The sequence below is a fragment of the Janthinobacterium sp. TND4EL3 genome, from assembly GCF_900156175.1.
In the GTDB taxonomy this organism is placed as follows: Bacteria; Pseudomonadota; Gammaproteobacteria; order Burkholderiales; family Burkholderiaceae_D; genus Janthinobacterium.
In genome coordinates this window covers 22458-48606 of record NZ_FTMV01000018.1, presented here as the reverse complement: position 1 = coordinate 48606, position 26149 = coordinate 22458, and the positions used below count along the sequence as shown (strand labels likewise).

General features: G+C 64.9%; 19 protein-coding genes. 7 read left to right on the top strand and 12 right to left on the bottom strand.

Annotated features, from left to right (window positions below; genetic code table 11):
• The first annotated feature begins 5 nt into the window (after positions 1-5).
• Together BXA07_RS23750 and BXA07_RS23745 are read left to right on the top strand one after the other, a co-directional pair.
• On the top strand, positions 6-1661 hold the full coding sequence (locus tag BXA07_RS23750) for a ShlB/FhaC/HecB family hemolysin secretion/activation protein (protein ID WP_139335729.1): 1656 nt from the start codon (positions 6-8) through the stop codon (positions 1659-1661).
• Positions 1662-2151: 490 nt separating this feature from the next.
• On the top strand, positions 2152-4437 hold the full coding sequence (locus tag BXA07_RS23745; protein ID WP_076571508.1) for an outer membrane beta-barrel family protein: 2286 nt from the start codon (positions 2152-2154) through the stop codon (positions 4435-4437).
• On the opposite strand, the gene BXA07_RS23740 is transcribed toward BXA07_RS23745, so the two are convergent.
• Both BXA07_RS23740 and BXA07_RS23735 read right to left on the bottom strand, forming a co-directional pair.
• Positions 4434-5477 carry an SMI1/KNR4 family protein gene (locus tag BXA07_RS23740; protein WP_076571506.1) on the bottom strand — a complete coding sequence of 348 codons (1044 nt, stop codon included), beginning with the start codon at positions 5475-5477 and terminating at the stop codon, positions 4434-4436. The two genes, BXA07_RS23745 and BXA07_RS23740, sit on opposite strands and share 4 nt — an antisense overlap.
• Positions 5477-6451, bottom strand: a complete 975-nt coding sequence (locus tag BXA07_RS23735) for a thymidylate synthase (protein ID WP_076571504.1) — start codon at positions 6449-6451, stop codon at positions 5477-5479. Before BXA07_RS23735 ends, BXA07_RS23740 begins: the two co-directional genes overlap by 1 nt.
• A gap of 157 nt (positions 6452-6608) precedes the next feature.
• Between BXA07_RS23735 and BXA07_RS23730 the strand changes: the two genes are divergently transcribed.
• Complete coding sequence (locus tag BXA07_RS23730; protein ID WP_244556385.1) at positions 6609-9398, top strand: bifunctional diguanylate cyclase/phosphodiesterase; 2790 nt, start codon at positions 6609-6611, stop codon at positions 9396-9398.
• A 159-nt stretch (positions 9399-9557) separates the two neighbouring features.
• The gene (locus BXA07_RS23725; RefSeq protein WP_076571503.1) at positions 9558-11000 is read left to right on the top strand and encodes an OmpP1/FadL family transporter; all 1443 of its coding nucleotides are present in this window, start codon (positions 9558-9560) and stop codon (positions 10998-11000) included.
• 135 nt (positions 11001-11135) lie between these two features.
• On the opposite strand, the gene BXA07_RS23720 is transcribed toward BXA07_RS23725, so the two are convergent.
• The 9 genes from BXA07_RS23720 to wrbA are packed head-to-tail and all read right to left on the bottom strand — an operon-like array spanning position 11136 to position 21344.
• Positions 11136-12227 (bottom strand): threonine aldolase family protein, encoded by a 1092-nt coding sequence (locus BXA07_RS23720; RefSeq protein WP_076571501.1) that lies wholly within the window; start codon positions 12225-12227, stop codon positions 11136-11138.
• Positions 12228-12236: 9 nt separating this feature from the next.
• Positions 12237-12911, bottom strand: a complete 675-nt coding sequence (gene leuE, locus BXA07_RS23715; protein WP_076571500.1) for a leucine efflux protein LeuE — start codon at positions 12909-12911, stop codon at positions 12237-12239.
• Positions 12912-12913: 2 nt separating this feature from the next.
• Positions 12914-14785: an ABC transporter transmembrane domain-containing protein gene (locus tag BXA07_RS23710; RefSeq protein ID WP_076571498.1), complete on the bottom strand. Its 1872-nt coding sequence runs from the start codon at positions 14783-14785 to the stop codon at positions 12914-12916.
• 36 nt (positions 14786-14821) lie between these two features.
• The gene (locus BXA07_RS23705; RefSeq protein WP_076571497.1) at positions 14822-15898 is read right to left on the bottom strand and encodes a lipocalin-like domain-containing protein; all 1077 of its coding nucleotides are present in this window, start codon (positions 15896-15898) and stop codon (positions 14822-14824) included.
• Positions 15898-18492 (bottom strand): FtsX-like permease family protein, encoded by a 2595-nt coding sequence (locus tag BXA07_RS23700; protein ID WP_076571495.1) that lies wholly within the window; start codon positions 18490-18492, stop codon positions 15898-15900. Before BXA07_RS23700 ends, BXA07_RS23705 begins: the two co-directional genes overlap by 1 nt.
• Positions 18480-18902 (bottom strand): DUF4124 domain-containing protein, encoded by a 423-nt coding sequence (locus BXA07_RS23695; RefSeq protein WP_083708497.1) that lies wholly within the window; start codon positions 18900-18902, stop codon positions 18480-18482. Before BXA07_RS23695 ends, BXA07_RS23700 begins: the two co-directional genes overlap by 13 nt.
• Positions 18899-20314, bottom strand: coding sequence for an FAD-binding oxidoreductase (locus tag BXA07_RS23690; RefSeq protein ID WP_076571494.1), 1416 nt, complete (start codon positions 20312-20314; stop codon positions 18899-18901). Before BXA07_RS23690 ends, BXA07_RS23695 begins: the two co-directional genes overlap by 4 nt.
• Positions 20315-20325: 11 nt before the next feature.
• Positions 20326-20736, bottom strand: coding sequence for a DUF2069 domain-containing protein (locus tag BXA07_RS23685; protein ID WP_076571607.1), 411 nt, complete (start codon positions 20734-20736; stop codon positions 20326-20328).
• The gene (gene wrbA, locus BXA07_RS23680) at positions 20736-21344 is read right to left on the bottom strand and encodes an NAD(P)H:quinone oxidoreductase (protein ID WP_076571605.1); all 609 of its coding nucleotides are present in this window, start codon (positions 21342-21344) and stop codon (positions 20736-20738) included. Before wrbA ends, BXA07_RS23685 begins: the two co-directional genes overlap by 1 nt.
• A gap of 67 nt (positions 21345-21411) precedes the next feature.
• Here wrbA and BXA07_RS23675 point away from each other — a divergent pair, with 67 nt between their 5' ends.
• From BXA07_RS23675 to BXA07_RS23665, 3 genes are all read left to right on the top strand, one after another.
• The gene (locus BXA07_RS23675; RefSeq protein WP_076571492.1) at positions 21412-22788 is read left to right on the top strand and encodes a YihY family inner membrane protein; all 1377 of its coding nucleotides are present in this window, start codon (positions 21412-21414) and stop codon (positions 22786-22788) included.
• Between the two features lie 117 nt (positions 22789-22905).
• Complete coding sequence (locus tag BXA07_RS23670; RefSeq protein ID WP_212592360.1) at positions 22906-23466, top strand: hypothetical protein; 561 nt, start codon at positions 22906-22908, stop codon at positions 23464-23466.
• Positions 23467-23477: 11 nt separating this feature from the next.
• On the top strand, positions 23478-24113 hold the full coding sequence (locus BXA07_RS23665) for a hypothetical protein (protein WP_139335726.1): 636 nt from the start codon (positions 23478-23480) through the stop codon (positions 24111-24113).
• Between the two features lie 11 nt (positions 24114-24124).
• Here BXA07_RS23665 and BXA07_RS23660 read toward each other — a convergent pair whose 3' ends face one another.
• Positions 24125-26128, bottom strand: coding sequence for a DUF6630 family protein (locus BXA07_RS23660; RefSeq protein ID WP_076571487.1), 2004 nt, complete (start codon positions 26126-26128; stop codon positions 24125-24127).
• Between the last annotated feature and the right edge of the window lie 21 nt (positions 26129-26149).

Below are 26149 nucleotides of genomic sequence, written 5' to 3'. Positions count from 1 at the left end.
ATGCTATGAGACATCCACTCACTCTTTTGCCAATGACGCTGTTCGTCACGACCTGCATGCCCGCGCTTGCCCAGCAATTGCCTGACGCGGGCACGCTGCTGCAGGAAAATGCGCGTGCGCTGCCGCAACCGACCAGTCGTGCGGCACACACGCTGCGCGTGCTGCCTCCCCCTCAACCGGCGGAACAGGTTCCCGGTGGCATGCAAATTACGCTACAGCGCGTGACGATAAGCGGCAACACACGGATCCCGAGCAAGGAACTGCTTGCCGGCCTTGGCCCTGTCACTGGCAAGACTTATGACTTCGCTGGCCTGTCCGCGCTGGCTGGCCACATTACCTCCGTTTATCAGCAAGCCGGCTATCCCTTCGCGCGTGCTTACCTGCCGCAACAGGATCTTTCTGCTGGCGAACTTCGCATCGAGATCCTCGAAGGTCGTTATGGTCTGGTGCAGGCGACGGGTGATGCCGCATTGACGCCAGGGGCGCAAGGCTTCCTGTCGGCCCTGGAGAAGGGGGCCTTGATCGAGGCGCATATGCTGGAACGCACGACCTTGCTATTGAACGATCAGCCGGGCGCCATCACGGTGCCGCTGATACGCCCTGGAAAGGAAGTCGGCACCGGCGACCTGATCGTCGACGTGCAAAGGGATCATCGTTACAAGGGGGAAGCGGGGATAGACAATTTTGGTACGCGGGCGACTGGCCGCACGCGTCTCCACGCCAACCTGGACGCCGATAGTCCATTCATGCTCGGTGATCAATTCTCCCTGCAGGCGCTATATACGGACGCCAAAATGTGGTTTGGATCGGTGGCGTATGCGGTACCCGTCGGTTACAGCGGCCTACGTGCACGCCTCAGTTACACGCACTCGTACTACGAACTTGCAGGCAGCTTCGCGGCCCTCGGTGCCCACGGCACGGCGGACGTGGCGAGCATCGGGATGAGTTATCCGATCATCCGCTCTCAGTCGCGCAATCTGATCGTCTCGGCAAGCGTTGACCACAAGTCGCTGCAGGACCATCAAGGGTCGACGGCGTCGTCAAGTGACAAGCGCAGTACAGTCGTGCCGGTCAATGTCTCGTTTGACGTGCGCGATCAATTCATTTACGCCGGCATCACCTACGGCGTTGTCTCGTGGGTGCATGGCCGCCTCGGACTGGACAAGGCAAGCGAGGCCATGGACAGTGCAAGCGCCCGCACGGCCGGCGGGTTTTCCAAGCTGAACATCGATCTGGCGCGCGTTCAGTCCCTCAATGGCAAGATTGACCTCTATGGCCGCCTCTCGGCGCAGCGCGCGGGGAGCAACCTCGATCCGTCAGAAAAACTGGGTATTGGGGGCGTGAACGGTGTGCGGGCGTATCCGAACGGTGAGGCCTACGGTGACAGTGGCTGGCTGGCACAGGGCGAGGTACGCTATACCAGCGGTGCGGTGACACCGTTCGCATTCTACGATATGGGACGAATTGACATCAACAAGGATGCCTGGGCGAGTACGAGCAACCGGCGCACGCTGGCCGGCAGCGGTGTCGGCGTGCGGTACGCAGACGCCGCATGGACCGGAGGTATTACGCTGGCCTGGCGCACGCGCGGCGGGGCGTCGCAGACAGAGGCGTCGAACCATACTCCGACCTTGTTGGCTAGCGCCGCGTATCGTTTTTAAGATCGATGAAAACCAGGCGCCACGTCGCCATGCCGTGGAATGTCTCGTTGCGCGGCCGGCGCGGCGACGGCAAGGCGATTTGACCGCCTGCACCGAGGTGCAATCGGCGCCAAGCCGCATTCTGTCGGGACGATGGCCGTTTCAAGGTGCATGTGGCCGCTTTGAACTGCCAGGCGAGGGTGAACCGCACCCTGTCCACGCAGCGCACCGACTTGCCGCCCATCTGCGCCAGGGCGACGCTCGCGTGCCCGATGCGGCGCCGATGATGGCAAGACGGTGCTTGCGCCGCTTCCGGGCATCGGAGATACCGCAGGTGGCGCAAACGGCATGGCATGAGGCTGGAATGCCACAAGCGGAAGAGATTTGTAAATTGAAGTAAATAACAATGGTTCGCATTTGCTTTGCGTATCGGGGTCATGGCATGCTTGCAATGTGCTCTCACGCTGCGGCGTAGTGCCTCATCCGTAGCGTCTCGATTACTTTTAGCCAAATGCATAAAATCCTTTTCCATTGCCTGGCGGGCAGCACCCTGCTGGCCGCCGGCGCCGCTGTCCAGGCGCAAACCGTCAGCGGCGATACCGTCGTCAAGCCCGCGCCAGCACCAGTACCGGCCAAGGCGCCCGCCGTTGATGCGCCGCCTTCCGTCAATGTGACGGCCGAGCGTCCCACGGGCCGCATCGACCGGCAAGTCTACGACGTCAAGTCCGACGTGGGCAGCAGCAACGGCACGGCGGCCGACGCCTTGAACAATGTGCCGTCCGTGGCCGTCGATCCCGATGGGTCCGTCTCCCTGCGCGGCAGCAGCAATGTGCAGATATTGATAGATGGCAAGCCGTCGGCCATGCTGCAGGGCGATGCGCGCGGCGCCACCCTGAACGCCATGGCCGCCGACGATATCGAATCCGTGGAAGTGATCAACAATCCAGGCGCCCAGTTCGGCAACGAGGCCGGTGGCGGGCCTATCCTGAACCTGGTGATGCGGCGCAACCGCAAGCCGGGCGGCTTTGCTACCGTGAATGCGAATGCGGGCATTGCCGGGCGCTACAACAGCTCCGTCTCCGGCAGCTACAACGAAGGGCCGTGGGGCTACCAGGGCGGCATCAATGTGCGCCACGACGGCCGCAATTCCGTGGCCGAGGTCAGCCGCGAGCGCCTGGAGCGCGGCACGGGCGCTTTCGCCCCCAGCAGCCAGCATTCCACCAGCAACGGCTTGAACGACTCGCTGGGTTTGCACGGCACCGTCAATTACAACGTGAACGCCAACGACACCCTGGCCGCCAGCGTTTCGTACAATGGCCGCAGCAACGACCAGCGCTCGCTGGACCGCTATATCAACGGCGACAGCACGGGCAGCACCATCGCCGACTATGTGCGCAGCACCGTGCGCAATGGCGACAGCCGCAACTACGGCTGGGGCGCGCGCTACGACCACAAGGGAGAATTGCCGGGCGAAACCCTCAAGATCGACCTGCGCGTGTCGTCGTCGACCAACGAGAGCGACAGCGATTACGCCAATACCTACGCGGTCGCGCCCTTGAACGCCTACGACAGCCGCGCGCGCCAGCACAGCGAGACGGGCAACCGCATCGTCGACTTCAGCGGTGACTACGAGCGTCCGCTGGCGGGCGGCACGGCCAAGCTCGGCTACAAGGTGGCCGACAACAAGAGCAGTTTCGACACCCTGTACACGGACATCCATCCGGGCAGCCTGCTGGAGACCGTCAACCGCATGCGCAGCAACCGTTTCGAGATGGATGAGCGCACCGTCGCGCTGTACGGCTCCTACCAGATGCGCCTGAGCGAGCGCTGGGGCGCGCTGGCCGGCGTGCGCGCCGAATACACGGACTTGACCGTGCGCCAGATCACCAGCGGCGTCGAGGCCGGCAATAATTACGTCAACTACATTCCCAGCCTGTTCGCCACCTACAAGGTCAGCGACGAGAGCAATCTGCGCTTCAGCTATGCGCACCGCCTGCGCCGCCCGAACGCGGGCGACCTGAACCCGTACGTCGTGTACCGCGATGAGTTCAATGTGTCGGCCGGCAACCCGAAGCTGAAACCCACGCAGACGGATTCGTTCGAGGTAGGCTATGAAACGAAATTGTTTGGCCTGGAAAGCAGCTTGCGCGCCTACCACCGGCGCGACACGGATGCCATCGTCGATTACCGCTATTTCATCAGCGACAACGTACTGCTGACGACGCGTGAAAACGGCGAGGGCAGCCATTCGAGCGGCCTGGAGTTCAGCGTCAGCGGCAAGCTCACGCCGTCGCTGACCCTGAACACGAGCGGCAACCTGGCGCGCAGCCAGCAGACCAGTTCCGACGACCTGGGCAACCGCAGCACGCGCACGGCGAATGCCCTGAGCGGCCGCGCGCGCCTCAATTACCAGATCGATCCGGCCAACCAGCTGCAACTGGCCCTGCAAATGCAAGGCAAGACGCTGTCGGGACAGGGCTACCGTTCGCCGAACAATACCCTGAACGTCAGTCTACGCCACACGGTGACGCCGCAATTGAGCCTGGTCATGAATGTGACCGATGTGTTCAGCAGCAACAAGATGGAAACCGTCATCAACAGCGCGTCCCTGCGCGAGACGAGCACGCGGCGCTTCGATGGACGCATGATTTATGTGGGGCTGTCGTACCGCCTGGGCGGCGCCGCGTCGGCGGCGAAAGAGGGCGAGCGCGAACCGCGCTTCGGTCCGCCGGGCGGGCGGGGTCCAGGCGGCCCGGGCGGTCCCGGCCCGGGAGGACCGGCAGGAGAAGCAGGCTAGGCCGCCAGCGCGATCTCGTGCAGGAAGCCGATGAAATCGTCCGTATGGAGCTCGAAGCGCCATCCGCCCGTGCCATGTTCGGCGCGGTACACGGGCAAATCGCCATCGATGCTTCTTTCTTCCAGGTGTACGCAGTACGGGTCGCCGCCCGCATCGGCAATGACCACCTGCTTCGGCGGCCAGGCCGCGATAGTGTGCAGGCTCACGGCATGGACGGAGTAGCCATGCTGGGCCTTGACCAGCTCGGCCGCCCCGTACAGGTGCAGGCCCCGGGGGAAGCGCTTGCCGCCGACATGCACGCGCAGCGGCGAATACCATTCCAGGAAGCGGCGGTAGATTTCCGGCAAGACCCATTGCGCGTCGATTCCGGCCATGTCTTCCGCGCTGGCGACCGTCAGCCAGTTCGACGGTTGCGCCAGGTCCTGTTCGCGCTGGCGCCGCAGCGCCAGGTTGCGCTCCAGGAAGGCGGCGGCCATTTCCAGGCGCGACAGCGGATGCGTCAGCGTCTCATGCGTGGCAGGCGCCTTGTAGCCTGCACCGTCAGGGTAGCCATCCGCTTGCCAGGCCAGCACGGCGCTTAGTCGCAGCTGTTCCGCCTTCCAGTGGCCGGGATCGGACGGCAAGCCCTGGTCAAACGGCTGGCGGCTGAACACGGCCAGGCTCTTGATCGCCCTGGCGCGCACGTCCAGGCGCGTGGCGCCCGACGCTGCCAGCGCCACCAGCGGCGCATACGCCTCCACGCCTGTACTTTTCAGCAAGCCGTCGACGGCCCGGTAGGCCAGTTCCGGCTGTCCCAACGCCCATGCAAAAAAGGCCGCATGCTGGCTGCCTTCCACCAGATGCACGATATCGCTCATCAGGAAGGCGCGCCAGTGCAGCAGCTGGCCTTCCCTGGCGTAGGCGATCAGGATGTCGAGCACGGCCAGCCTGTCATCGCCGGCATGTTTTTTCAGCAGGCGGTCTTTCAGCTTGGAAAACTTGACCCCGTCCGTCTCGTCAAACAGCTTGCGGTGCAGCGCGGCCAGCGGCGACACCGCCATCAGACGGCCATCGCGGCCTTGATGGGCGCATGGTGTTCATAGCCTTCCAGCGAGAAATCCGACGGTTCGATCTTTTCCAGCCATTCCGGCTCGTACTTGCCCGTCTTCGCGTAGTCGGGCACGCGGTCTGAAATGACGAAACGCGGCGCGGGGAAGGGCGTGCGCTTCAATTGTTCTTCCACCATGTCGAGGTGATTTTCATAGATGTGTGCGTCGCCGATGAAATACGTGAACCAGCGTGGCGTGTAGCCCGTCAGGCGCGCCACCAGGTGCAGCAGGGCGGCGCCTTCGGCGATGTTGAACGGCGTGCCCAGGCCGATATCGTTGCTGCGCACATATAGACACAGCGAGATTTCGCGCGTGCTGGCGTTCGGGATGAACTGGTACAGCAAGTGGCAGGCGGGCAGGGCGACGGCGTCCAGCACGGCCGGATTCCAGCCGTGGAACAGGATGCGGCGGCTGCCGGGATTGTTCATGATGGTGTCGAGGCACTCGCGCAACTGGTCGACGGCCTTGTACAACAGCACTTTTTGCACGCCGTCTTCGACGATGGGGGCGACCAGGGTAAAACCGTTGGCTTGCGCGTCGGCAATTTGCGCGGGCCGGTCGGCATCGAGCAGCTTATATGCGGGCCATTGACGCCATTGCACGCCATACACGGGACCGAGGTCATCCTCGCCTTCACGGTAGGGATTGGCCAGCCATTGCGCGTTTTCATTGGCGTTCTGGTCCCATACCTTGCAGCCCAGCGCGCGGAATTCGGCCGCGTTGCGCGAGGCGCGCAGGAAGGCGCACAATTCGCCGATCACGGATTTGAAAGCCAGTTTCTTGGTCGTCACGGCAGGGAAATTGCCATTGGCCAAGTCGAAACGCATCATGGCGCCCGGTACGCTCAGGGTGCGGATGCCCGTGCGGTTGTCTTGCCAGCTGCCAGTTTCGAGGACGGTCTTGATCAAATCTTGATATTGCTGCATGTATTTCTCCAACGGTAAGGATGGTGATTGTAACGCAGGCGCGACAGGCAGGCTGCGGGCCGCCCACATAATTACGCCGCCGTTTCACCTTCAAACATGACTCTGTGGTAATTTATGTGTCCTTCAAGAAATACACAGAAACGGCAGACGCGGCACCATGTTCTTGCGACAATTTGTAAACAATAATAACGCTGCCGTGGTGGAAATGAGCAGGGCCGATTTTCTCAAGGCTAACTTGCGCCTGATCCTCGCCTGGCCCATGCTGTGCCTGGCCCTGTGCGCCGTGCTGTGGACGGCCACCCTGCTGCAGCTGGAGGCGGAAAAGAAGGTGGCGCAGCAGCAGGCGCTCGACAGCGTAGCCTCGCAGTCGAAAGCCTACAGCCAATACTTGCTGCGCACCCTGGAACAGATGGACCAGCTGACCTTGCAGCTCAAGTATGAATGGGAAAACTCGCACGACCATCTGCGCCTGGATCAGTTGAAGACGCAGGGCATGTATGCCTTGCCGCAATTTGCCATCGTCGCCATCCTGGACCGCAAGGGGCAGGCCGTGACATCGACGGCGCCCCTGACGCGGCTGCGCACGAACGAGCGCAGCGATTTCCTGCTGCGCCACTGGCGCAGCAATTCCAGCGCCCTGCGCATCGCCCTGGGACGGGCCAGTACGGCTCCTGCCGCCCCCGGCTCCGCCGACTCCCTCGTGCACTTCACGCGGCGGCTGGAAGACGAGGATGGCAATTTTGACGGCGTACTGCTCATTTCCATTCATTCCAGCTATTTTTCCGAATTCTACGACAGCGTCAATTTTGGCAAGCTCGGCATGTCCGCCATGGTGGGCGAGGAGGGCGAGCTCTTCAGCATGCGCCTGGGCTCGCGCGTGCTGCCCGTGCCTGGCGCGCATGGCGGCGCGCCCTTCCTCGACACGAGCTTCCTGGAAACGGACAGCGGCGCCGTGGAGTCGGGCGGCCGCTTCGCTTTTTCCGACAAGCAAAACCGCTACGTGGGCTGGCAGGCGCTGAAAGCCTACCCGTTTACGGCCGTCGTGGGCCTGGCCGACAGCGAAATGCTGCATCCCTACGAGGAAACGCGCACCATCTATACGGGCATCGCCCTGGCAGTGACCTTGCTGCTGCTGGCCTTTACTGTCGTCGCCACCGTGCTGTCGCTGCGCCTGGCCTGGCGCCACCACCAGTCCGAAGGCGTGCGCAACGCCTACCGCATGGCCACCGAGGGCACGAGCGACGGTTTTTACATCATTGCGGCCCTGCGCGGCGGTGATGGCGTCATCGCCGACTTCGAGATCGTCGATTGTAACGAGCCGGGCGCCGGCTATTTCGGCGTGCGCCGCGAGCAGTTGCTGGGCATGCGCCTGCAGTCGCGCGCCCACGAACCGTATTTCCGCGATCTCATCCATAACTACCGGGCCGCCATGCAGTCGGGCTTTTCCGAGGAAGAGATCGAGCTGCCGGACGGCAATCCGTTCAAGCTGCGCTGGATACGCCGCCGCCTCGTGCGCAGCGGCGACCGCCTGGCCGTGACATTGCAAGACATCAGCACGGCCAAGGAGCACGAGCGCGACCTGCGCCGCCTGGCCAATGAAGATGGCTTGACGGGCTTGCCCAACCGCTACTGGCTGCAGCACTTCCTGCCCGGGGCGCTGGCGCGCGCGGCCATCGCGCAGCACATGCTGGCGTTGCTGTTCATCGACCTGGACGGCTTCAAGGATATCAACGACACGCAGGGCCACGCCGAGGGCGACAAGGTGCTGCGCGCCGCCTCCTTGCGCCTGAAGGCCGTGCTGCGCCCGGGCGACCACGTGGTGCGCCTGGGCGGCGATGAATTCGTCGTCGTGCTCGACCCGGTGGAGGACGACAGCCGCGCCGAGCAGGTGGCGCAGCGCATCGCCATCGCCTTCGACGAGCCGTTCTACCTGGGCAGCGAACGCCACAAGATGGGCGCCTCGATCGGCATCAGCCTGTATCCGCGCGACGGCGCCGAGACGGACGTGCTGCTGAAGAATGCCGATATCGCCATGTATGCCGTCAAGGTGGCGGGCAAGGGGCACCACCGCTTCTTCCAGCCCGAATTGTTCGAAACCATACGCAGCCGCCGCGAGCTCGAGCAAAGCCTGGTGGCGGCGCTGGAGCAGGACCAGTTCCTCGTCGTCTACCAGCCCCGGGTCGATGCCCTGAGCGGGCAGCTGTGCAGCATGGAAGCGCTGGTGCGCTGGCGCCATCCGCAGCACGGCATGGTGCCGCCGCTGGAATTCATCCCCGTGGCCGAGAGCAGCGGCCTCATTTCCCAGCTGGGCGAAGTCGTCATCGAAAAAGTGTGCCTGCAGATGGCGCACTGGCAGGCGGCCGGCCAGGAGCTCGTGCCCGTGTCCATCAACGTCTCGGCGCGCCAGTTCGGCCGCGGCGACGTGCACCAGGTGCTGGCGTCGGCGCTGGCGCGCCACCGCATCGACGCGCGCATGATCGAGGTGGAAATCACGGAATCGGCCATGATGGATGAGCAGAACCGCGCCGTGGAGCAGCTGTCGGCCATCCGCGCGCTGGGCGTGCGCCTGCTGGTCGACGATTTCGGCACCGGCTACTCCTCGCTGTCGCAGCTGCAGAAGTTCGCCATGGACGGCCTGAAGATCGACCGCGCCTTCACCATGGAGCTGGGCCGTTCGGAGCAGGGCGAGGTCTTCGTGCGCGCCATCTTGTCGATGGCGCATGCGCTGGGCATGAGCGTGGTGGCCGAAGGGGTGGAAACGCGCGAGCAGCTCGACATCCTGCGCGCCCTGCAGTGCAATGAAGTGCAGGGCTATTTCATCTCGCGCCCCGTGCCGGCCGAACAGATGCTGGCGCTGATGCGCAAGCGCTTTTTGATCCCGCTGCCAGCGCCCGTATTGCCACCGTATAGCCTCGTGCCGAGTGAGGAAAACAACACTGTTTCATAAAAAGAGCGAACGTTCGCTTTTTTCTAAAAAATATTATATGCTTCGCTCATGCCGTCAGTGAATTGGAGTTCACGGCGGCAAGAACAGTGCAAGACGGGTGAGGTTGAGCTGCCCGGGACAATGTGACGAAGACTATTCATATAATAAAGAGAGACTATCTTGAAACATAAATATCTGCCCCTTCTCATCGCCGTCGCATGCGCCGGCATCGCTTCCACCGCCCAGGCTTCGGGCTACCGTTTCGGCTCGCAAAGCGTGTCGGCCCAGGGCACGGCGGACGCCAGCGGCGCGGAAGCGGCCGACGCTTCCACCATTTTCTACAACCCGGCCGGCGTGTCGCGCCTGGAAGGCACGCAGTTCGTCGGCGGCGGCACCCTGGTGGTACCGCATTCGACGTTCCAGGACAATCGCTCCGTCAATTTCAGGAACAACCCGACGGGTGGCACGACCAAGGACTACGCGCCGGATGCGGTCTTCGCGCCAGCCGTGTACGCCAGCAAGAAGATCAATGAGCAATGGACCGTCGGCATGGGCCTGTTCGTGCCCTACGGCGCCAAGCTCGACTATGGCAACAGCTGGAGCGGCCGCTATGCGATCACCAACATCAAGCTTGAAGCCATCGCCCTGAATCCTTCGGTGGCGTTCAAGCTGGACCAGCATCACTCGTTCGGTTTCGGTATCACGGCCGAATACATGAAGGCGGAACTGGGCCAGGCCGTGGACGTGCCAGGTTCGGTCTCTTTCCTGCAGGAACATGCGCCAGCCGCATCGACCGCTTTCCTTACGAATATCCTCAAGACCCAAGGCATGGACGCCTTTAATGCCGCCAAAACCGCCCTGTTTACAGCCAAGGATGGCCACGCCTCGATGGATGGCGACGACTGGGGCTTCGGCTTCAATCTGGGCTACCTGTACCAGATGAATGAAGGCACGCGCTTCGGTATCTCCTACCGCTCGTCGATTTCGCACAAGCTGAAAGGCGACACGATCTGGGACTTCTCGCAAGTGTCGAACAATGCGGCCGTGAATGGCTTCATCAGCGCCGCATCGGGCAAGGTCAACTCCAAGGCGCTGGTCGAACTGCGCACGCCGGAAACCGTATCGATCAATGCTTTCCACCAGATGGACGATAAATGGGCCTTGATGGGCGACGTCACCTGGACCCGTACTTCGCGCCTGCAGAACCTGGACATCCAGTTCCCGCCGACGGCCGAAGGCCCGGAACGCATCCGCCAGAACTGGAAGGATACCTACCGCGTCTCGCTGGGCGCCAACTACAAGTACAGCGAAAGCCTGTTGCTGCGCGCCGGTATCGCCCACGACCAGGCGCCCGTGCGCAGCGCGGAATTGCGCCATCCGGCCTTGCCGGACAGCGACCGCATGCAGTACTCGTTCGGCGCCAATTGGAAGCTGAACGCGAACTCGTCGATCGACCTGGCTTACAGCTATATCGACTTCAAGGATGCTGAGGTGAACTACACGAACAAATGCGGTCCAGTGCCGCCTTTGTCCACGGGCTGCACCGGCAACGGTGAAACCACCAAGGGCCTGTTCAAGACCCGCATGCAGTTGATCGGTCTCGCTTATAACTACAAGTTCTAAGCAGGTAGTGGCGGCCAACCCGGCCGCCATGAAATGAAAAAAGCGCCTTCGGGCGCTTTTTTTTGGGGTGTCGCAAACATGGTGTTGTCGGGTTACGCGCCGTGCGCTAACCCGACCTACGCCGAGCTGCGTTGCTCATGTCCTGGCGCGCATGGCCTGGTCCAGCAGGCTCAAGGCCTGCCGCACGCTGTCGTCCGACAGGTGCAGCAGGTTGTCTCCCACATACCATTCCACCACGCTGTGCCCGGGCAGGGCCGCGTGGCTGGCGCGGCCGAACAGCCAGATGCCGTGGTCTTCGGCCAGCTGGTTGCGGATGGCGATGGCCCTTTCGCGCGACACGGGCAGGTGCAGGTGCAGCATATTGGCCTGCGGGGCGGCGGGATTGACGGCGATGGCCGGAAAGTCGCGCAGCTGCGCGTACAGCCACTGCGTGCGCGCAAAATACTGCGGCATGGCGGCCAGGCGCGCGTCAAACTGCATGGCGGCGGCCACCACGTAGGGCGTGCGGTGCACGATGTTGCCGCCCTGGCGGCGGAACCATTCGCGCGCCCGCTCGATGAACGGGCGGCTGCCGGCCAGCATGGCGCCGCCGAGGCCGCCGATGCCCTTGTACAGGGAGACGTAGACGGAGTCAAAACCGTCGCAGATGGCGGGCAGCGACTGGCCAAGACCGGCCTGCGCTTCCCACAGGCGTGCGCCATCCATGTGCAAATGGATATTGCGCTCGCGGCAATGCCGTTTGATCTCGCTCAATTCCTCCCATGACGGGCACTGGCCGCCGATTTCGCGCATCGGCAGTTCGACCTGCGCGGCGCCGAGCTTGTCGGGCACGGCGCGCAAGTCGCCCACGGTCCACGGGCGGTGCGGGTCGCCGAGCATCAAGCCCTTGAAGTGGTCGAGCAATTCATGGTTGCCCCGCTCGTGGCGCAGGATGTGCGAGGTCGGATGCAGCGCCACCAGGTGCGAGCCCCGGTCCTGGCAGGCCAGGCGCAGGGCCGTGACCTGTGTCATGGTGCCCGTGATGCAGAACACGGCCGCCTCGAAACCGAGCAGGCTGGCGATCTTGTCCTCGAACCGTTCGATCAGCGCGCCTTCGCCATAGGTATCGTGCGCAACGTCATTGGCCTCGCACCAGGCGGCCATGGCGGCGAAGGTGGCCGCCGGCGTCGGCTGGCGGTGGCCGGGCAGGACGGTATGGCAGCGCTGGCGCAGTTCAAGCTCGTTCACGGGCTTTCCTTACAGTGTGGCCGTGGCCAGTTTCGCGCCAAAGCCGATGAACATGGCGCCCACGCCGCCGCCCATGCCGGCCGACAGGCGGCGACGGCGGCGGAAGGTCTCGGCCAGGCGGACGCCGACAAAGATGATGGCCGTCAGGTAGGTAAAGCTGATCACCTGGCAGATCAGGCCCAGGCCGATGAAGGACAGCACGGGGTTCGGGAAGGCCGGATCGACGAACTGGATGAAAAACGAGATGAAGAACAAAATCGCTTTCGGATTCATCAGGCTGATGATCAGCGCCTTGCGGAACGGGTCGCTTTCCTTGGCGGGGGCAGCCACGGCTGCCGCCTCGCCTTCGGCGGGAGCGGGCGCGCGCAGCTTGCGCCAGCAGCCTATCAGCATCTGCAGGCCGATCCAGCCCAGGTAGGCCGCGCCGATGTATTTCACGACATAGAACAGGGCCGGGCTGGCTTTCAGCAGCGAGGCCACGCCGCAGGCCGACAGCACCATCAGTATCAGGTCGCCGGCGAAGATGCCGAAGGCGCCCTGGTAGGCGGGCCGCACGCCGCGCTGGGCGGCGACCGACAGCACGTACATGGAATTGGGGCCGGGCAGGATGACGATGAAGATGGTCCCCAGTAAAAAGGTCCAGAAATCGGTGATGCCCAGGTTGGCGTGGAAAAGTGCGTTCATGATTATTCCGCTGGATTGAGCTGTACGTGATGGAATTGCAGTGCGGCAAGATTGGCATAGATGCCGCCAAGGGCGACCAGCGACGCATGCGTGCCCGTCTCGACGATCTTGCCGTCTTCCATGACGACGATGCGGTCGGCCCGCTGCACGGTGGCCAGGCGGTGAGCGATGATGACGGTGGTGCGGCCCACCATGGCCGCTTCCAGCGCCTTTTGCACCAGGCGTTCCGATTCAGCGTCCAGCGCGCTCGTCGCTTCGTCGAGCAGCAGCAGCGGCGGGTTTTTCAGCAGGGCGCGGGCGATGGCGATGCGCTGGCGCTGGCCGCCGGACAGGCGCACGCCCCGTTCGCCGAGGAAGGATTTGTAGCCGTTCGGCAGGCGCTCGATGAATTCGTGGGCGGCCGCCATCTTCGCCGCGGCGATGACTTCCTCGTCGCTGGCGCCGGCGCGGCCGTAGCGGATGTTTTCCATGGCGTCGGCCGAGAAGATCACCGTATCCTGCGGCACGATGCCGATGGCGTCGCGCAGCGTGTGCAGGTCGAGCTGCTTGATGTCGACCCCGTCGAGGCGGATGCTGCCGCTTTGCGGGTCGTAAAAACGCAGGAACAGCTGGAACAGCGTGGTCTTGCCGGCGCCGGACGGTCCGACGACGGCCACCGTTTCGCCGGCGCGGATGTCGAGGCTGACGTGGTCCAGCGCGTGCGTATCGGGGCGCGACGGATACGAGAACATGACATTGTCCAGCGACAGTGAAGCGCCGTTCGCGGCGCGCGCGGGCAGCGGCAGCGGCGTGGCAGGCGATTCGATTTCCGATTTGACGGCCATCAGTTCCAGCAGGCGCTCGGTGGCGCCGGCGGCGCGCTGCGCTTCGCCCATGACTTCGGACAGGGCGCCGATGGCGCCGGCCACGATGGAGGCGTACAGGATGAACTGGCCCAGGTCGCCGCCCGTCATCGCGCCTTCCAGCACGGCGCGCGCGCCCAGCCACAGGACAAACACGATGGTGCCGAAGACCAGCAAAATCGCGATCATGGTCAGCAGGGCGCGGGCGCGGATGCGGCGCATGGCCGTCATGAAGGCGCCTTCGACGGAGTCGCCAAAGCGTTTCGATTCGATTTTCTCGTGCGTAAACGCCTGCACGGTGGGCATGGCGTTGAGGATTTCGCCGGCCATGGCCGAGGCGTCGGCGATGCGGTCCTGCGAATCGCGCGACAGCTTGCGCACCTTGCGGCCAAACACGATGATGGGCACGACGACAAGGATCAACAGGCCGATGATGATGCCCGCCAGCTTGGCGCTGGTGACGAACAGCATCACCAGGCCTCCGAGGAACAGCAGCACATTGCGCAGCGCCATCGAGATGCTGGTGCCGACCACGGCCTGGATCAGGGTCGTGTCGGTGGTGATGCGCGACAGCACTTCGCCCGTCTGCGTCGTTTCAAAGAATTGGGGGCTTTGCGTGACGACGTGGCGGTACACGGCGCTGCGGATGTCGGCCGTGACGCGCTCGCCCAGCCACGACACGGTATAAAAGCGCGCCGCCGTGGCCAAGGCCAGGATGGATGCCACGCCGAACAGGGCGAGGAAGACCAGGTCGACGTGCTGGATGCTTTTCGAGCCGGCGGCGCCGCCGAAACCGAGGTCGATCATCTGCTTGAAGGCGGCGGGAATGGCCAGGGTCGAGGCGGCGGCCACCACCAGTGCGATACCGGCCAGGAAGAACTGCTTGCGGTACGGCGTCAGGAAGGGCAGCAAGCCCTTGAAGGCAGCCAGGCTGCCTTTTTTCAGTTCGCGGCTGGTGCCGGTGTCGGGCGCGGTTGCGGTGCTTGCGGCGGTTGCGGTGCTGGTATTGCCTGTTTCTGTGCTGGTTGTCATTGTTTTTCGCTTAGGATTTACTGTATTTTGTATTGCTTATAACTTCATCGGCTGCACGTAGCCTGTCATTTCCAGGTAGGCGCGGCCTGCCGGCCGGCCGTCGCGCTCCACCGTCACGGCGCCTTCCCAGTACACTGCCCCCGTCGAGCGGCGCGAATCGAGCTCCTGGTCTGCCTGCAAGGGCTTGACCTGCCAACGCGTCGCGCCCGTGCGGATTTCGGTGGCGACCGGGTATTCGGCCTGCGTGCGCGGTGAGCGCCACAGCTGCGTGGGCGTGAAATCGACCTCGCCGGGCGCAAACTGCGTCATCTTGCCGGACGCATCGCGCCATGTCGCGTGCGCCCATAGTTTAGCACCTGTCTTGCTGCGGATCTGGAAGGCCATCAGGGCGCCGCCGTCGTCCAGGTTGGCGCCTATCCAGTTCCAGCCGCTGGCGTCCGCATCGAGCACCTGGCTCGACCACTCGTGATCGAGCCAGGTGGTGCCCGTCACGGCTTGCGGCTTGCCGCCCGCGCGGGCGATCGTGCCCGTGGTAAGCAGCTGCGGCTCGCTGTAGTAATAACTCGATTGCGCGGGGCGGGCGCCCTTGCGCGAGTAGCCGCCAACGCCTTGCAGCAGCACGGGCTGCGTGGGCGCCAGGGTCAGCTGCAGGTTAAAGTCGCGCGCGGCCAGGCTGACCTTGTAGCTGCCGTCGGTCTGGCGCTGCATGCGCCAGTCGTCGAGCTTGACGTCCGTGTCGCCCACCTTGGCGTAGGCCAGGCCGAAACCTTCGCGCGCGCTTTTCTCGTCGTGCAGCAGCTTGCCCACTGTCGGGTCGGACAGGGCCGCGTGGCCGATGATCAGCTGCTTGGGCGCAAACGCGCTGGGATTCATCGCATCGGCGGCCGTGGCGCTGCGAAAGAAGGTCACCTGGTAGCCCAGCTGCTCGCCGCCGGCGGTTTTTACCCATCCGGTGGCGTACCACCATTCCGTTTTATACGCGGGATGGGCGCCGAAATCGTGCGGCAGGCGCAGGGTCTGGCCGGCCGGCAGCGGCGTGACGGGAGAGAAGGCGGGCGGCGCGCCGATGGCGGCGGCGCTGCAAAACAATAATAAACAAGTCAAACGGCGCATTACCAGTCCTCCCTGACGGCGCGGATGGGGCCAGCGGACAGCGCCTGGCGCCCCGCGATGAGGGCGGTAAGGGCGGCCGCCGTCAGCAGGGCGCCGGCCACGGTGGCGATCAGGGGCCACGGCAGGTGCAGCTGCATGGTCCAGTGGAACGATTGCGGGTTGACGATGAAGACCAGCACAAAGCTGATCAACAGGCCCAGGACAAAGCCGGTGGCGATGCCCAGCGCCGTCAGTGCGCCGCCCTCGAGCGCCAGGATGGATAATATTTGCCCTTTTGTCACGCCGACGTGGCGCAGCATGCCGAATTCGCGGGCGCGCGCCAGGGTCTGCGCCGAGAACGTGGCGGCCACGCCGAACAGGCCGATCATGATGGCGATGGCTTCGAGCAGATAGGTGACGGCGAAGCTGCGGTCGAAGATCTGCAGGCTCAGGGCGCGGATGGCCGACGGGTTCGACACTTCCAGGCTGGCGCCGAAGGGCAGGCTTTTCAGGCGCTGCTGCAGCTGCTCGCCCGTGGCGTCCTTGGCCAGCCACAGCGCCGCGTCGCTCACATCATGGTCGCCGGTCAGCGCGCGGTAGTCGTCCAGCGGCATCTGGATGGCGCCGGAGGAGCGCGCATAATCGCGCCAGATGCCGGCGATGAAGAACTGGCGCAGGCCGCCCGCCAGCGGCAGGCCAATCTGCTGGCCAGGCTTGACGTTGTACAGGTCGGCCGCCGCCTCGGACAGCCACACGGGCCTCTGGCCAGCCGGCACGGGCAGGGTGTCGCCCACCAGCACCATGCTCTTGCCAGGGTCCCGCAGATTGATGGGGCGCGCCAGCAGGATCACGTTCGGGCGTTCTGCGGCCAGCGACAGGCTGCGCACGCGCTGGAAATCCACCCTGGCCAGGCCGGGCAGGGCGCGGATGGCGTCCTGCTCGCGCGGGTTCAGGGCCGCCGTGCCGCTGGCCGAGGTGCGCGCGTACACGTCGGCCGGCAAAATCTGCAGCAGCCAGTCGTCGACGGAGACGCGGAAACTCGACACCATGATGGCCATGGCCACCATCAGGCTAAAGCTCGACAGCACGCCGCCGAGGGCGATGCCGGCCTGGCCCGAGGCGTTCGCCAGGCGCGCCAGGGTCAGGCTGCGCACGGGCGCGTGCTGGCTCGTTTGCGTGCGCAGCCAGGCCGCTTGCAGGGCGCGGAAGACGACGGCCGCCAGCTGCGGCATCAGGGCGATGGCGCCGATCAGCAGCAGGGCGATGGACAGGTAGCCGAACAGGGGCAGCTCGAACACGGGCGGCAGCAGGGTCAATGCGCCGGCCAGCAGCAGGCAAGCCAGAGCGGGCCAGGTTTTCGCCAGGCGCGTCGTGACGACTTCCTCGCTGCCCGATTTCAGGGCGATGGCGGGGGCGGCGCGCGCCGCTTCCAGCGCGGGCGCGGCGCAGCCCAGCAAGGCGACGCCCAGGCCCAGGGCAAAGTAGACGAAGGCGGCGACGGGCGTGAACTGCACCTGCGGCTGCACGCCCGCGAAATAACCAGCGCCCAGGTCGCCGCCGAAGAAGCGCAGGGCCACGGCGGCCATGGCATAGCCTGCCGCGATGCCCAGGCCAGCGCCGACGACGCCCAGGCTGGCACCTTCTAGCAGCACCTGGCGCAGCAAGGTGCCCCGCTCCATGCCCAGCACGCGCAGCAGCGCGAACTGGCTGCGGCGACGGATGACGGACAGCGCCTGCGTGGAAAATACGAGGAATGCCCCGGTAAACAGGGCGACGAGGGCCAGCACCGTCAGGTTGACGCGGTAGGCGCGGCTGAGGTTATTGTTGCGGCTATTCTGCTTGTCGTCATTGGGCTGGCCCACCTGGAAGCGCCCCGGGTACTGCGCTTCCAGTTCCCGCGCCAACGCGGCCTGGAAGGCGTCGCGGTTGACGCCCTGGCGCAGTTTCAGGTCGATGCGCGACAGCTTGCCCAGCTTGTTGAAGCGCCACTGCGCCGCGCCGATATCCATCACGGCGATGCGCTGGCCGGCGCGCGCGCGCTGCAGCGAACCGGCCACGCGCAGCGACACGCTGCCCGTACCCGCTTGCAGCGAAAGATTGTCGCCCTGCGCCAGATTGAGCCAGCGCAAGGCGGCCGGCGACAGGAAGATGGCGTCGTCGGACAGCGTATCGAAGGGCTGGCCCTCGGCCGGCGCGCCGATCAGGTCGGGCGAGATGAAGCCGGCGCGGAAGACGTCGAGCGCCAGGATGTGCAACGGCGCGCCGTCCTTGCCGCTCATGCCGCTCACCCCTGCCTGCAGTTCCAGCACGGGCGAGGCCACGGCCACGCCGTCGCGTTGCGCCAGCCACGGGTAGACGGCTTCGTCGAACAGCGCTTCGCGCCCGGCCACCTGCACGTCGGCCTGGCCGGACAGGCTTTTCACGGCCGTGGAAAATTCGTTGAAGGCGGCCGCGTTGATCAAATGGATGGCAAAGCCCAGCGACACGCCGATGGCGATGGCGAGGATGGCGACGACGGCGCGCACGGGATGCGCGCGCCATTCGCCCAGCAGCAGCCAGCGCGACAGCAGCCGCGTACCCGCAGGATTTGCTGCCGGCGCACTCAATTGCCGCATTCGACGGCCAGGCGTTCGCCGGCGCGCCGCGCTTTCAGTTGCGCCGCATTGCGGTTCCTGTCGCCCGCGCCGGCGGCGTCCTGCGTCGCCCACTGCTGGTCGAGGCGCAGCTGGGCGCAGTGCTTGTCATGCATTTCCTTCTGTCTGGCGGCCCGCTCGCGCGCCTGGTCTTCCAGCTGTTCGCGCTTCCTGCGCGCCGATTCCAGCTGGCTGGCCACCCGCTCCTGGCGCGTGGCCGCGCCCTTGTCGACGGCAGGCGGGGGCGAGGGCACGTCAAGTATCTGCAGCTGCCCGCCCGTGCAGGGCTTGGCGCTGTAGCTGGTGTGGCCGTCCTGCACGCATTTGTAGACATCCTGCGCACTGGCGGAAGCAGCCAGCAAGGCCATGAGCAGCAGATACGGCGGCTTCACAATATCTTCCCCGGATTCATGATGTTCTGCGGGTCCAGCGCCTGCTTCACGGCGCGCATCAGCTGCAGTTCCAGCGGCGACTTGTAGCGCGCCAGGTCGTCCTTTTTCAGGGCGCCGATGCCGTGTTCGGCCGAGATGGAACCGCCAAAGCCATGCACCTGGTCGTGCACGATGCGGTTGATGGCGTCCTGGTTGGACAGGAAGTCGCTGTCCGTCATGCCGCTCGGGGGCGCCACGTTGTAGTGCAGGTTGCCGTCGCCCAGGTGGCCGAAGCACACGAGCTGGCAGCCGGGGAAGGCGCTTTCCAGCGCGGCATCCGTGACGGCGATGAAGTCGGCGATGCGGGAAATCGGCAGCGAGATATCGTGCTTGATGTTCTTGCCCGCCTGCGCCTGCGCCAGCGGAATATGTTCGCGCAGCTGCCACAGGCCTTCGGACTGCGCCCCGGAACTGGCGACGACGGCGTCTTCGATCAACTCGTCTTCCAGGGCCGCGCCGATGCTCGCTTCGAGCAATTCCACGGCATGCGCCTCGGACTGGCTGCTGGACAGTTCGAGCAGCACATACTGCCCATGCGCGTCGGCGAAAGGCCGCGGCAACTGCGGGAACTGCTCCGCCACCAGTTGCAAACAATACTGCGACATCAGCTCAAAACCCGTCAGGCTGGCGCCGCAATGGTCCTGCATCAGCGAGAGCAGGCGCAGGGCGTGGGCGGGCGTATCCATGGCGGCCAGCGCCGTGATGCAGGCCTTCGGCTGCGGATACAGTTTCATGACCGCGCCCGTGATCACGCCCAGGGTGCCTTCAGCGCCGATGTACAGGTCGCGCAAGTCGTAGCCGGTATTGTCCTTGCGCAAACCGCGCAAGCCGCTCCAGATCTCGCCCTGCGGCGTGACTACTTCCAGGCCCAGGCACAGCTCGCGCGTGTTGCCATAGCGCAAGACGGCCGTGCCGCCCGCATTCGTCGCCAAATTTCCCCCGATGGTGCAGCTGCCTTCGGCCGCCAGCGACAGGGGGAACAGGCAGCCGGCGGCGGCCGCCGCTTCCTGGATGGTCTGCAGGATGCAGCCCGCATCGACCGTGATGGTGCGGTTGACGGGGTCGAGCGTGCGGATGCTGTTCAGGCGCGCCAGCGACAGCACGACGGCCGTGCCGGCGGCATCGGGGATGCTGCCCAGTACCAGGCCCGTGTTGCCGCCCTGCGGCACGACGGGCACCCGCCATTGCGCGCAGGCGCGCAGCACGCCTGCCACCTGCTCCACGGTGGCGGGGCGCAGCACGGCCAGGGCCTTGCCCGTAAACCGGTCGCGCCAGTCGGTGAGGAAGGGCGCCGTATCGGCATGTTCGGTCAGGACGTAGCTGTCGCCCAGCAGGTCGCGGCAGGCGGCGAGGAAGTCGGCTTGGTCGTGCATGGGCTGTACACTCATTTCTTGATGCTCACTTTATTCACTTTTTCCAGAAGCTCTTTGGCCATGCGCCTGGCCGCCTTTTTATACGGGCGCAGATACAGCACGGCGCAGGCGAAATAGAGGCAGACGATGGCCGCCTCGCCCCAGGCCATCAGGGCCGAGGTGGGGTTGGTGTCGCTGTAGCCGCGCACCACGCCTTCCGTAAAATACAGCAGGATCACCATCGACGACCACTGCAGCGTGTACACGTCGCGCTTGATGACGCCATACAGGGGGATGAGCAGGGGCGCCGCTTTCAGGGCCACCCAGGAGCCGCCCGGATGCAGGGGCGCGACGACGGTTTCCCACGCCAGGCACCAGACGATCAGGGTGGCGAGGCTGGCGATGGCGCCCCAGTGAAAATACTTGTGCAGAACGCCGTGCATCATGCGCCTGCCAGTTTCACGGCGTTTTCCGCAAGGCGCCTGCCCAGGGCCACGGCCAGGCGCTTTTCATCGTCGCTGACGGCCTTGTCGCCCGCGATGCCCGACCAGTGCGTGGCGCCGTAGGGCGAGCCGCCCGTGGACGTCGTCATCAGTTCCGGATGCGTGTAGGGCAGGCCCATGACCAGCATGCCGTGGTGGAACAGGGGGATCATCATCGACAGCAGGGTCGATTCCTGGCCGCCGTGCAGGCTGCCCGTGGACGTGAACACGCAGGCGGGCTTGCCGGACAGGCTGCCGGCCAGCCAGTCGCTGGCCGTGCCGTCCCAGAAGTACTTCATGGCGGCGGCCATGTTGCCGAAGCGCGTGGGCGAACCCAGGGCCAGGCCCGCGCATTCCTGCAGGTCGTCCAGTTCCACGTAGGGCGCGCCGTCCAGCGGCACGTCCGGCGCCGTGGCCTCGGCCACCGTGGAGACGGCGGGCACGGTGCGCAGGCGGGCGTCGCAACCGGGCACGCTTTCCACTCCCTGGGCAATCAGCTCGGCCAACTGGCGCGTGGCGCCATGGCGTGAATAAAACAATACGAGAATAATCAGATTGGTTGGCTTCATCATTGGTATTATAGGGCGCTTTACAGCCTGATACGACTGCTGTCATGGCGCCGTTCTGATTTTCCACATGTTTTCAAAATATATATTCCCCTTCTTTCAATACCTGTGGCGTGCCCTGGGCCTCGGCCTCGATACCGTGCGCGGCCTGACTTGGTCGGAAACGCGCGACCTGCTGCAGTTCGCGCGCCGCCGCGTGCGCGAGGAAAGCCTGCCGCAGGTGGCCGGCAGCCTGACGTTCGCCACCGTGTTCGCGCTGGTGCCGCTGCTGACGCTGGCGCTGGCGATTTTCACCACCTTCCCCCTGTTTAATACCTTCCGCCACGCGCTGGAAGATTATTTCGTGCAAAGCGTGATGCCCAAGGGCATCTCGAACACCATTCTCGGCTACCTGACGACGTTCGCTTCGAAGGCCACGCGATTGTCGGCCATCGGCGCGGGCGCGCTGATCGTCACTTCGGTAGGCATGATGGGCTTGATCGAGCGCGTCTTCAACCGCATCTGGCGCGTGCGCCAGGAGCGCCGCTGGAGCAAGCGCCTGCTGGTCTACTGGGCCATCGTCACCCTGGGCCCGCTGCTGGTGGGCGTCTCGCTGACGGTGACCTCGCGCCTTTTCATGGCCACCAGCGGCGTGGTGGGCGCCGTGCCTTTCCTGGGCACGGTGTTTTATACGCTGGTGTCGATCGGCCTGACCATGCTGGCGTTCACCTTGCTGTACATCGCCGTGCCGAACCGCGACGTCGAATGGCGCGACGCGGCCTGGGGCGGCTTGCTGGCGGCGCTGGCCTTCGAGGTGGCCAAGCGCGGCTTCGGCGAATTCATCCAGGAATTCCCCACGTATTCGCGCATCTACGGCGCGCTGGCCGCCTTGCCGCTGTTCCTCGTATGGATATACCTGAGCTGGATGATCACCCTCGTGGGCGCCTTGCTGGTGGCCGCCTTGCCCGTCGTGAAATACGAGCGCTGGTGGTACGAGGCGGCGCCCGGCAGCGAATTCGTCGACGCCGTCGCCATCCTGAAAGTGCTGCACCGGGCGTGTCACTGCGCCGATTCGGCCCTGGTGGGCGCGGCCGAGATCCGGCGCAGCACGCGCCTGGGCTTCGAAGAGATGGAAACCCTGCTCGACAAGATGGTGCAGCAGGGCTGGGTGGGGCGGGTGAACGTGGATGGTGCCGTGCGCGTGCAGTGGGGCAAGCGCGTGGCCGACAGCTCCGATCACTGGGTCTTGCTGGGCAACGTCAACCGCATCACGCTGGCCGATGTCTACCGGCTGTTCGTCTTCGGCGGCATGCGCGTGAATTCCGGCTATCCGGCCGGTTCCACCAACGAGCGCGACATCAAGGCGGCGGAAGAAGCGGCCGCGCTGGCGGCGCAGGTGGAAAACGCCGTGGAGCAGGGCCTGGGCATGAGTCTGGCGCAGCATTTCGGCGAGGTCAGGTGCCAGTAAGCCGCTGCCGGCAAAGCTGGCGCTTGCATGTTTGATCCGGATTAAGGCCCGGGCGGCGCGTGCTGCCATCATGTGGAAAGACGGATGCCGTCTTCCTGCCGATGGATGGGCCATGCGATGAATGATTTGCTGCTGCAGAGTTGCATACTCATATTCCTGCCGATGATACCGGCCGTGATCCTGTTCAGATTTCTCGATAGCACAGGTGGCGGCGGCGGTGCATTTGCCGGTTGGCAATGGAAATTCAGCGGTGCCTTTGCCGCCTACGTGCTGGTGTTTTTCATGCTGTGGGCCGCCATCCAGGGCCAGCTCAAGAGCCGCGACGTGGAAGTGTGGACCGTGCGTGGCAACGTGCAGGCGAGCCAGGTGCGGAACATCGCCAATTTCATGGCCATCAAGAGCGTGCCGCAAATGCTGACCATCGAAGCCGATGGCAGCTATGAATTCAAGGTCATCGTGGGGCGCCATGGTGATCAGCTGGAGTTCCCTCGTATCATCCTGGACCTGTCGCGCGCATGCGCCGGCTTTCGCAACATCAAGCTCGACGATGCCCCCGGCACCTTTGTTTCCCTGCCTGCGGGGCCGGAGGTGAAGATCCGGCGGCTTGATGCCGTCCGCTCCATCGAAATCGCGCCCATCGTGCTGGGGCCGTTCGATCCAGGCAAATGCGCAGGATGAACCCGGAGGGCATGATGATCACCCGAGCACTGTGTTGTTTCCTCGTCCTGTGCCTGGCGGCCGGCCCCGCGCCGCTGTTGGCGCAAAGCTATGGCGAGCATTTGCAGACACGCTTGCCGACGGCCATGCAAGCCAGGCTCAAGGGCGGCTTGCATGCCTTGCTGGATGCCTATACGCTGGAAAAATACAGACTGAGCTGTGACCTGCCCAAGGGGGGCAGGGTGGGCATCGTTCTTGTCAACGACCAGGACAGCTTTTCCTTTCTGGCCGTGCGCATCAACGATGTTCCCGCCATTTTCGCCAATGAACGCTCCATTCCTGGCCGCGACCCGGCTTACACCGTGTTTTCCTTCTACCGCGAGTGCGGCATCCATGCCGTGCAGGACGTGACGGCAACGGGGCCGGCCGACAGCGACAGCTACGATGCCGCTGTGGTAAAGGATGCGGAATGCCTGGCAGTCGGGCCGACGCAGGTCGCGCTCGGCGCCGGTACGGAATTCTCATTTGAACGCATCGCCAGCCAGCTGCGCGACGAGTACGGTGGACAGGCCGTCTCCAGCGCGGCGATGCTGCGGCGCTGCTCGCGCCAGGGCGCGGTGGACACCATGTCAAAAAGGCTGCTCGACACGCGGGTAAAACGCAAGTAGGCGCGTCGCGCCTAGTACACCACGGGCCTGAGCGCCGCCTGCAGCGCCACGGTGCTGAACGCGGCCGCATCCGGCGCCCGCACCAGGCCCAGATAATACGTGTCTTCGCCGCCATGCAGGTTGACGAGGCGCAGCTGATGCGGCGCCAGGTGGGCGGCGATGGCGGCCAGGCCTTCGGCCATGGCGTCGCCATCCTCGCGCTGCGCCCAGCGGAAGTCCTGCAGCGCGGGCAGGCCGATATGCTGGCCTATGCGCGGCACTTCATCGACGGCTTTCCAGTCCAAGGTGGCGCCGTGGCCCAGCGCATCGGCAGCCGTCGACCAGAGCAGGAAGAAACACGCCGCCTCGGGCGTATCGCCGTCGTACTCCTCTTCCGGGTCGTCTTCCGCCAGTTCTTCCAGGGTGATGTCCACGCAGCGCGCGGCCAGTGCCGCTTCGCCTTGCAAGAGCAGGGCGGCCATGCCGCGCAACTGCGCGCGGTCGGCCTTGGCCAGGATTTGCGCCGGCGTATAGCTGCGGCGCGTAGAGGGCTTTTTCTCGGGCTTCTTTTTTCCCAGTCCCATGGACTCGCTCAATTGCGCCGTGACGGCCGCCTTGAAGTTCTCCGCGGTGTCGAACTGTTCCAGCAGCTGGCCCGTGAAATCCATGCTCCAGGCCATGCCCTCCTTGACCACATATAAAAAGTCGCTTTGCACGGTCACGCCGCGCAGATGGTGGGCAGGCGGGTACAGCGGCGTGAAGGCCGGTTTTCCATCCAGTGTCAGCATACAGGCCAGGCCCTGCGCATCGATGGCGAAGATCAGGTTCTTGCGCAATTTGGGCGGCGACGAGGTGGTGGCGCCATCGATGGCTTCATACTGGCAGGGCGCCAGCAGCTCGCCCTGGCTATTGACCAGGCCAAACAGGAAGCGTCCGGCCACGCGCTGGCTGACGATGGCCATTCTCTTCTTCGTGCCGAACTCCTGCACGCAGCTGTAGATCGGCGGCACCACGACCTTGCCCGTCCTGTCGATCACGCCATGCACATTGCGCTCGTCGTCATCGGCCGTCTGGCGTTCGATGTCGATCAGGCCGTCGTCGCGCTGGCAGATGTTGTCCGCCCCGTCCATCAGCAGCGCGCCGTCGGGCAGGCGCAGCAGGCGGCTGGCGCCGTCCGGATCGATCTGCTGCACTAGGTGCGGGCTGATCACATACAGGGCGCCGGGGGCGGGCGGCAGCACCACCGTACCGTTCAGGTCCAGCACGCCGTGCGCATCGGGGGCGTCCGCCGTGGCAAAGGTGATCCAGCCATCTTCCGCGTAGTAAACGCCCAGCTCGACATAGCGCTGTGACAGCGGCACGATCCAGCGGCCATAGGGCGTGACCAGGCCGGTGACGTCCGGTTCGCTGGCGGCGCTCACTGCATAGCACAGCGCGTCTTCCTCCCATCCCGCCACTTCCAGGCCTTGCAGGAAAGGCAGTTCGTCCACGTCGAGCTCTTCGACGTCGGCCAGTTGCGCATCGGCCGTGGCCGACCAGTGGCCGGTGGCGGGCGAGGCGGCGCCGGCGGACAGCAGCGGCGCCAGCGCGTCCCGGTCGCCGCGCAGCAGGGCGGCGTGCAGGGCATGCGCTTCGGCGCGCAGGACTTCGAGCGCGGCGGCGTACTCCGGCGTGCCGATATCGTGCGCGATCAGCTGCACGCAATCGAGGATCAGCCACGGCTGGCCGCCCGCCAGCAGGGCGCTGATGGCGCTGCGCGCGACGATGGCGGCCGCGTCGCGCGGCCTGTCCATCAGCGTGGATAGGGCCTGCCAGCTCGCTTGCGCCTGCGGCATCGGCGCGGCCAGCACGCAGGGGCAGCCCTCGCCAGCACCGTAGATGGGCCAGGCGGCGGCTTGCGCACCGGCGCCGATGAGCAGCTTGAACAGCACGGGAATATCGCGCCGCCATTCGGTTAGGCCGGTGATCGCGTCGGTGTCGAAGCCGGCCTGGCCGGGCAAAAAGGCGGTGCTGAACAGCGCGGAAGTGTTGATCATTGATTTCTATTCAAGTGCATG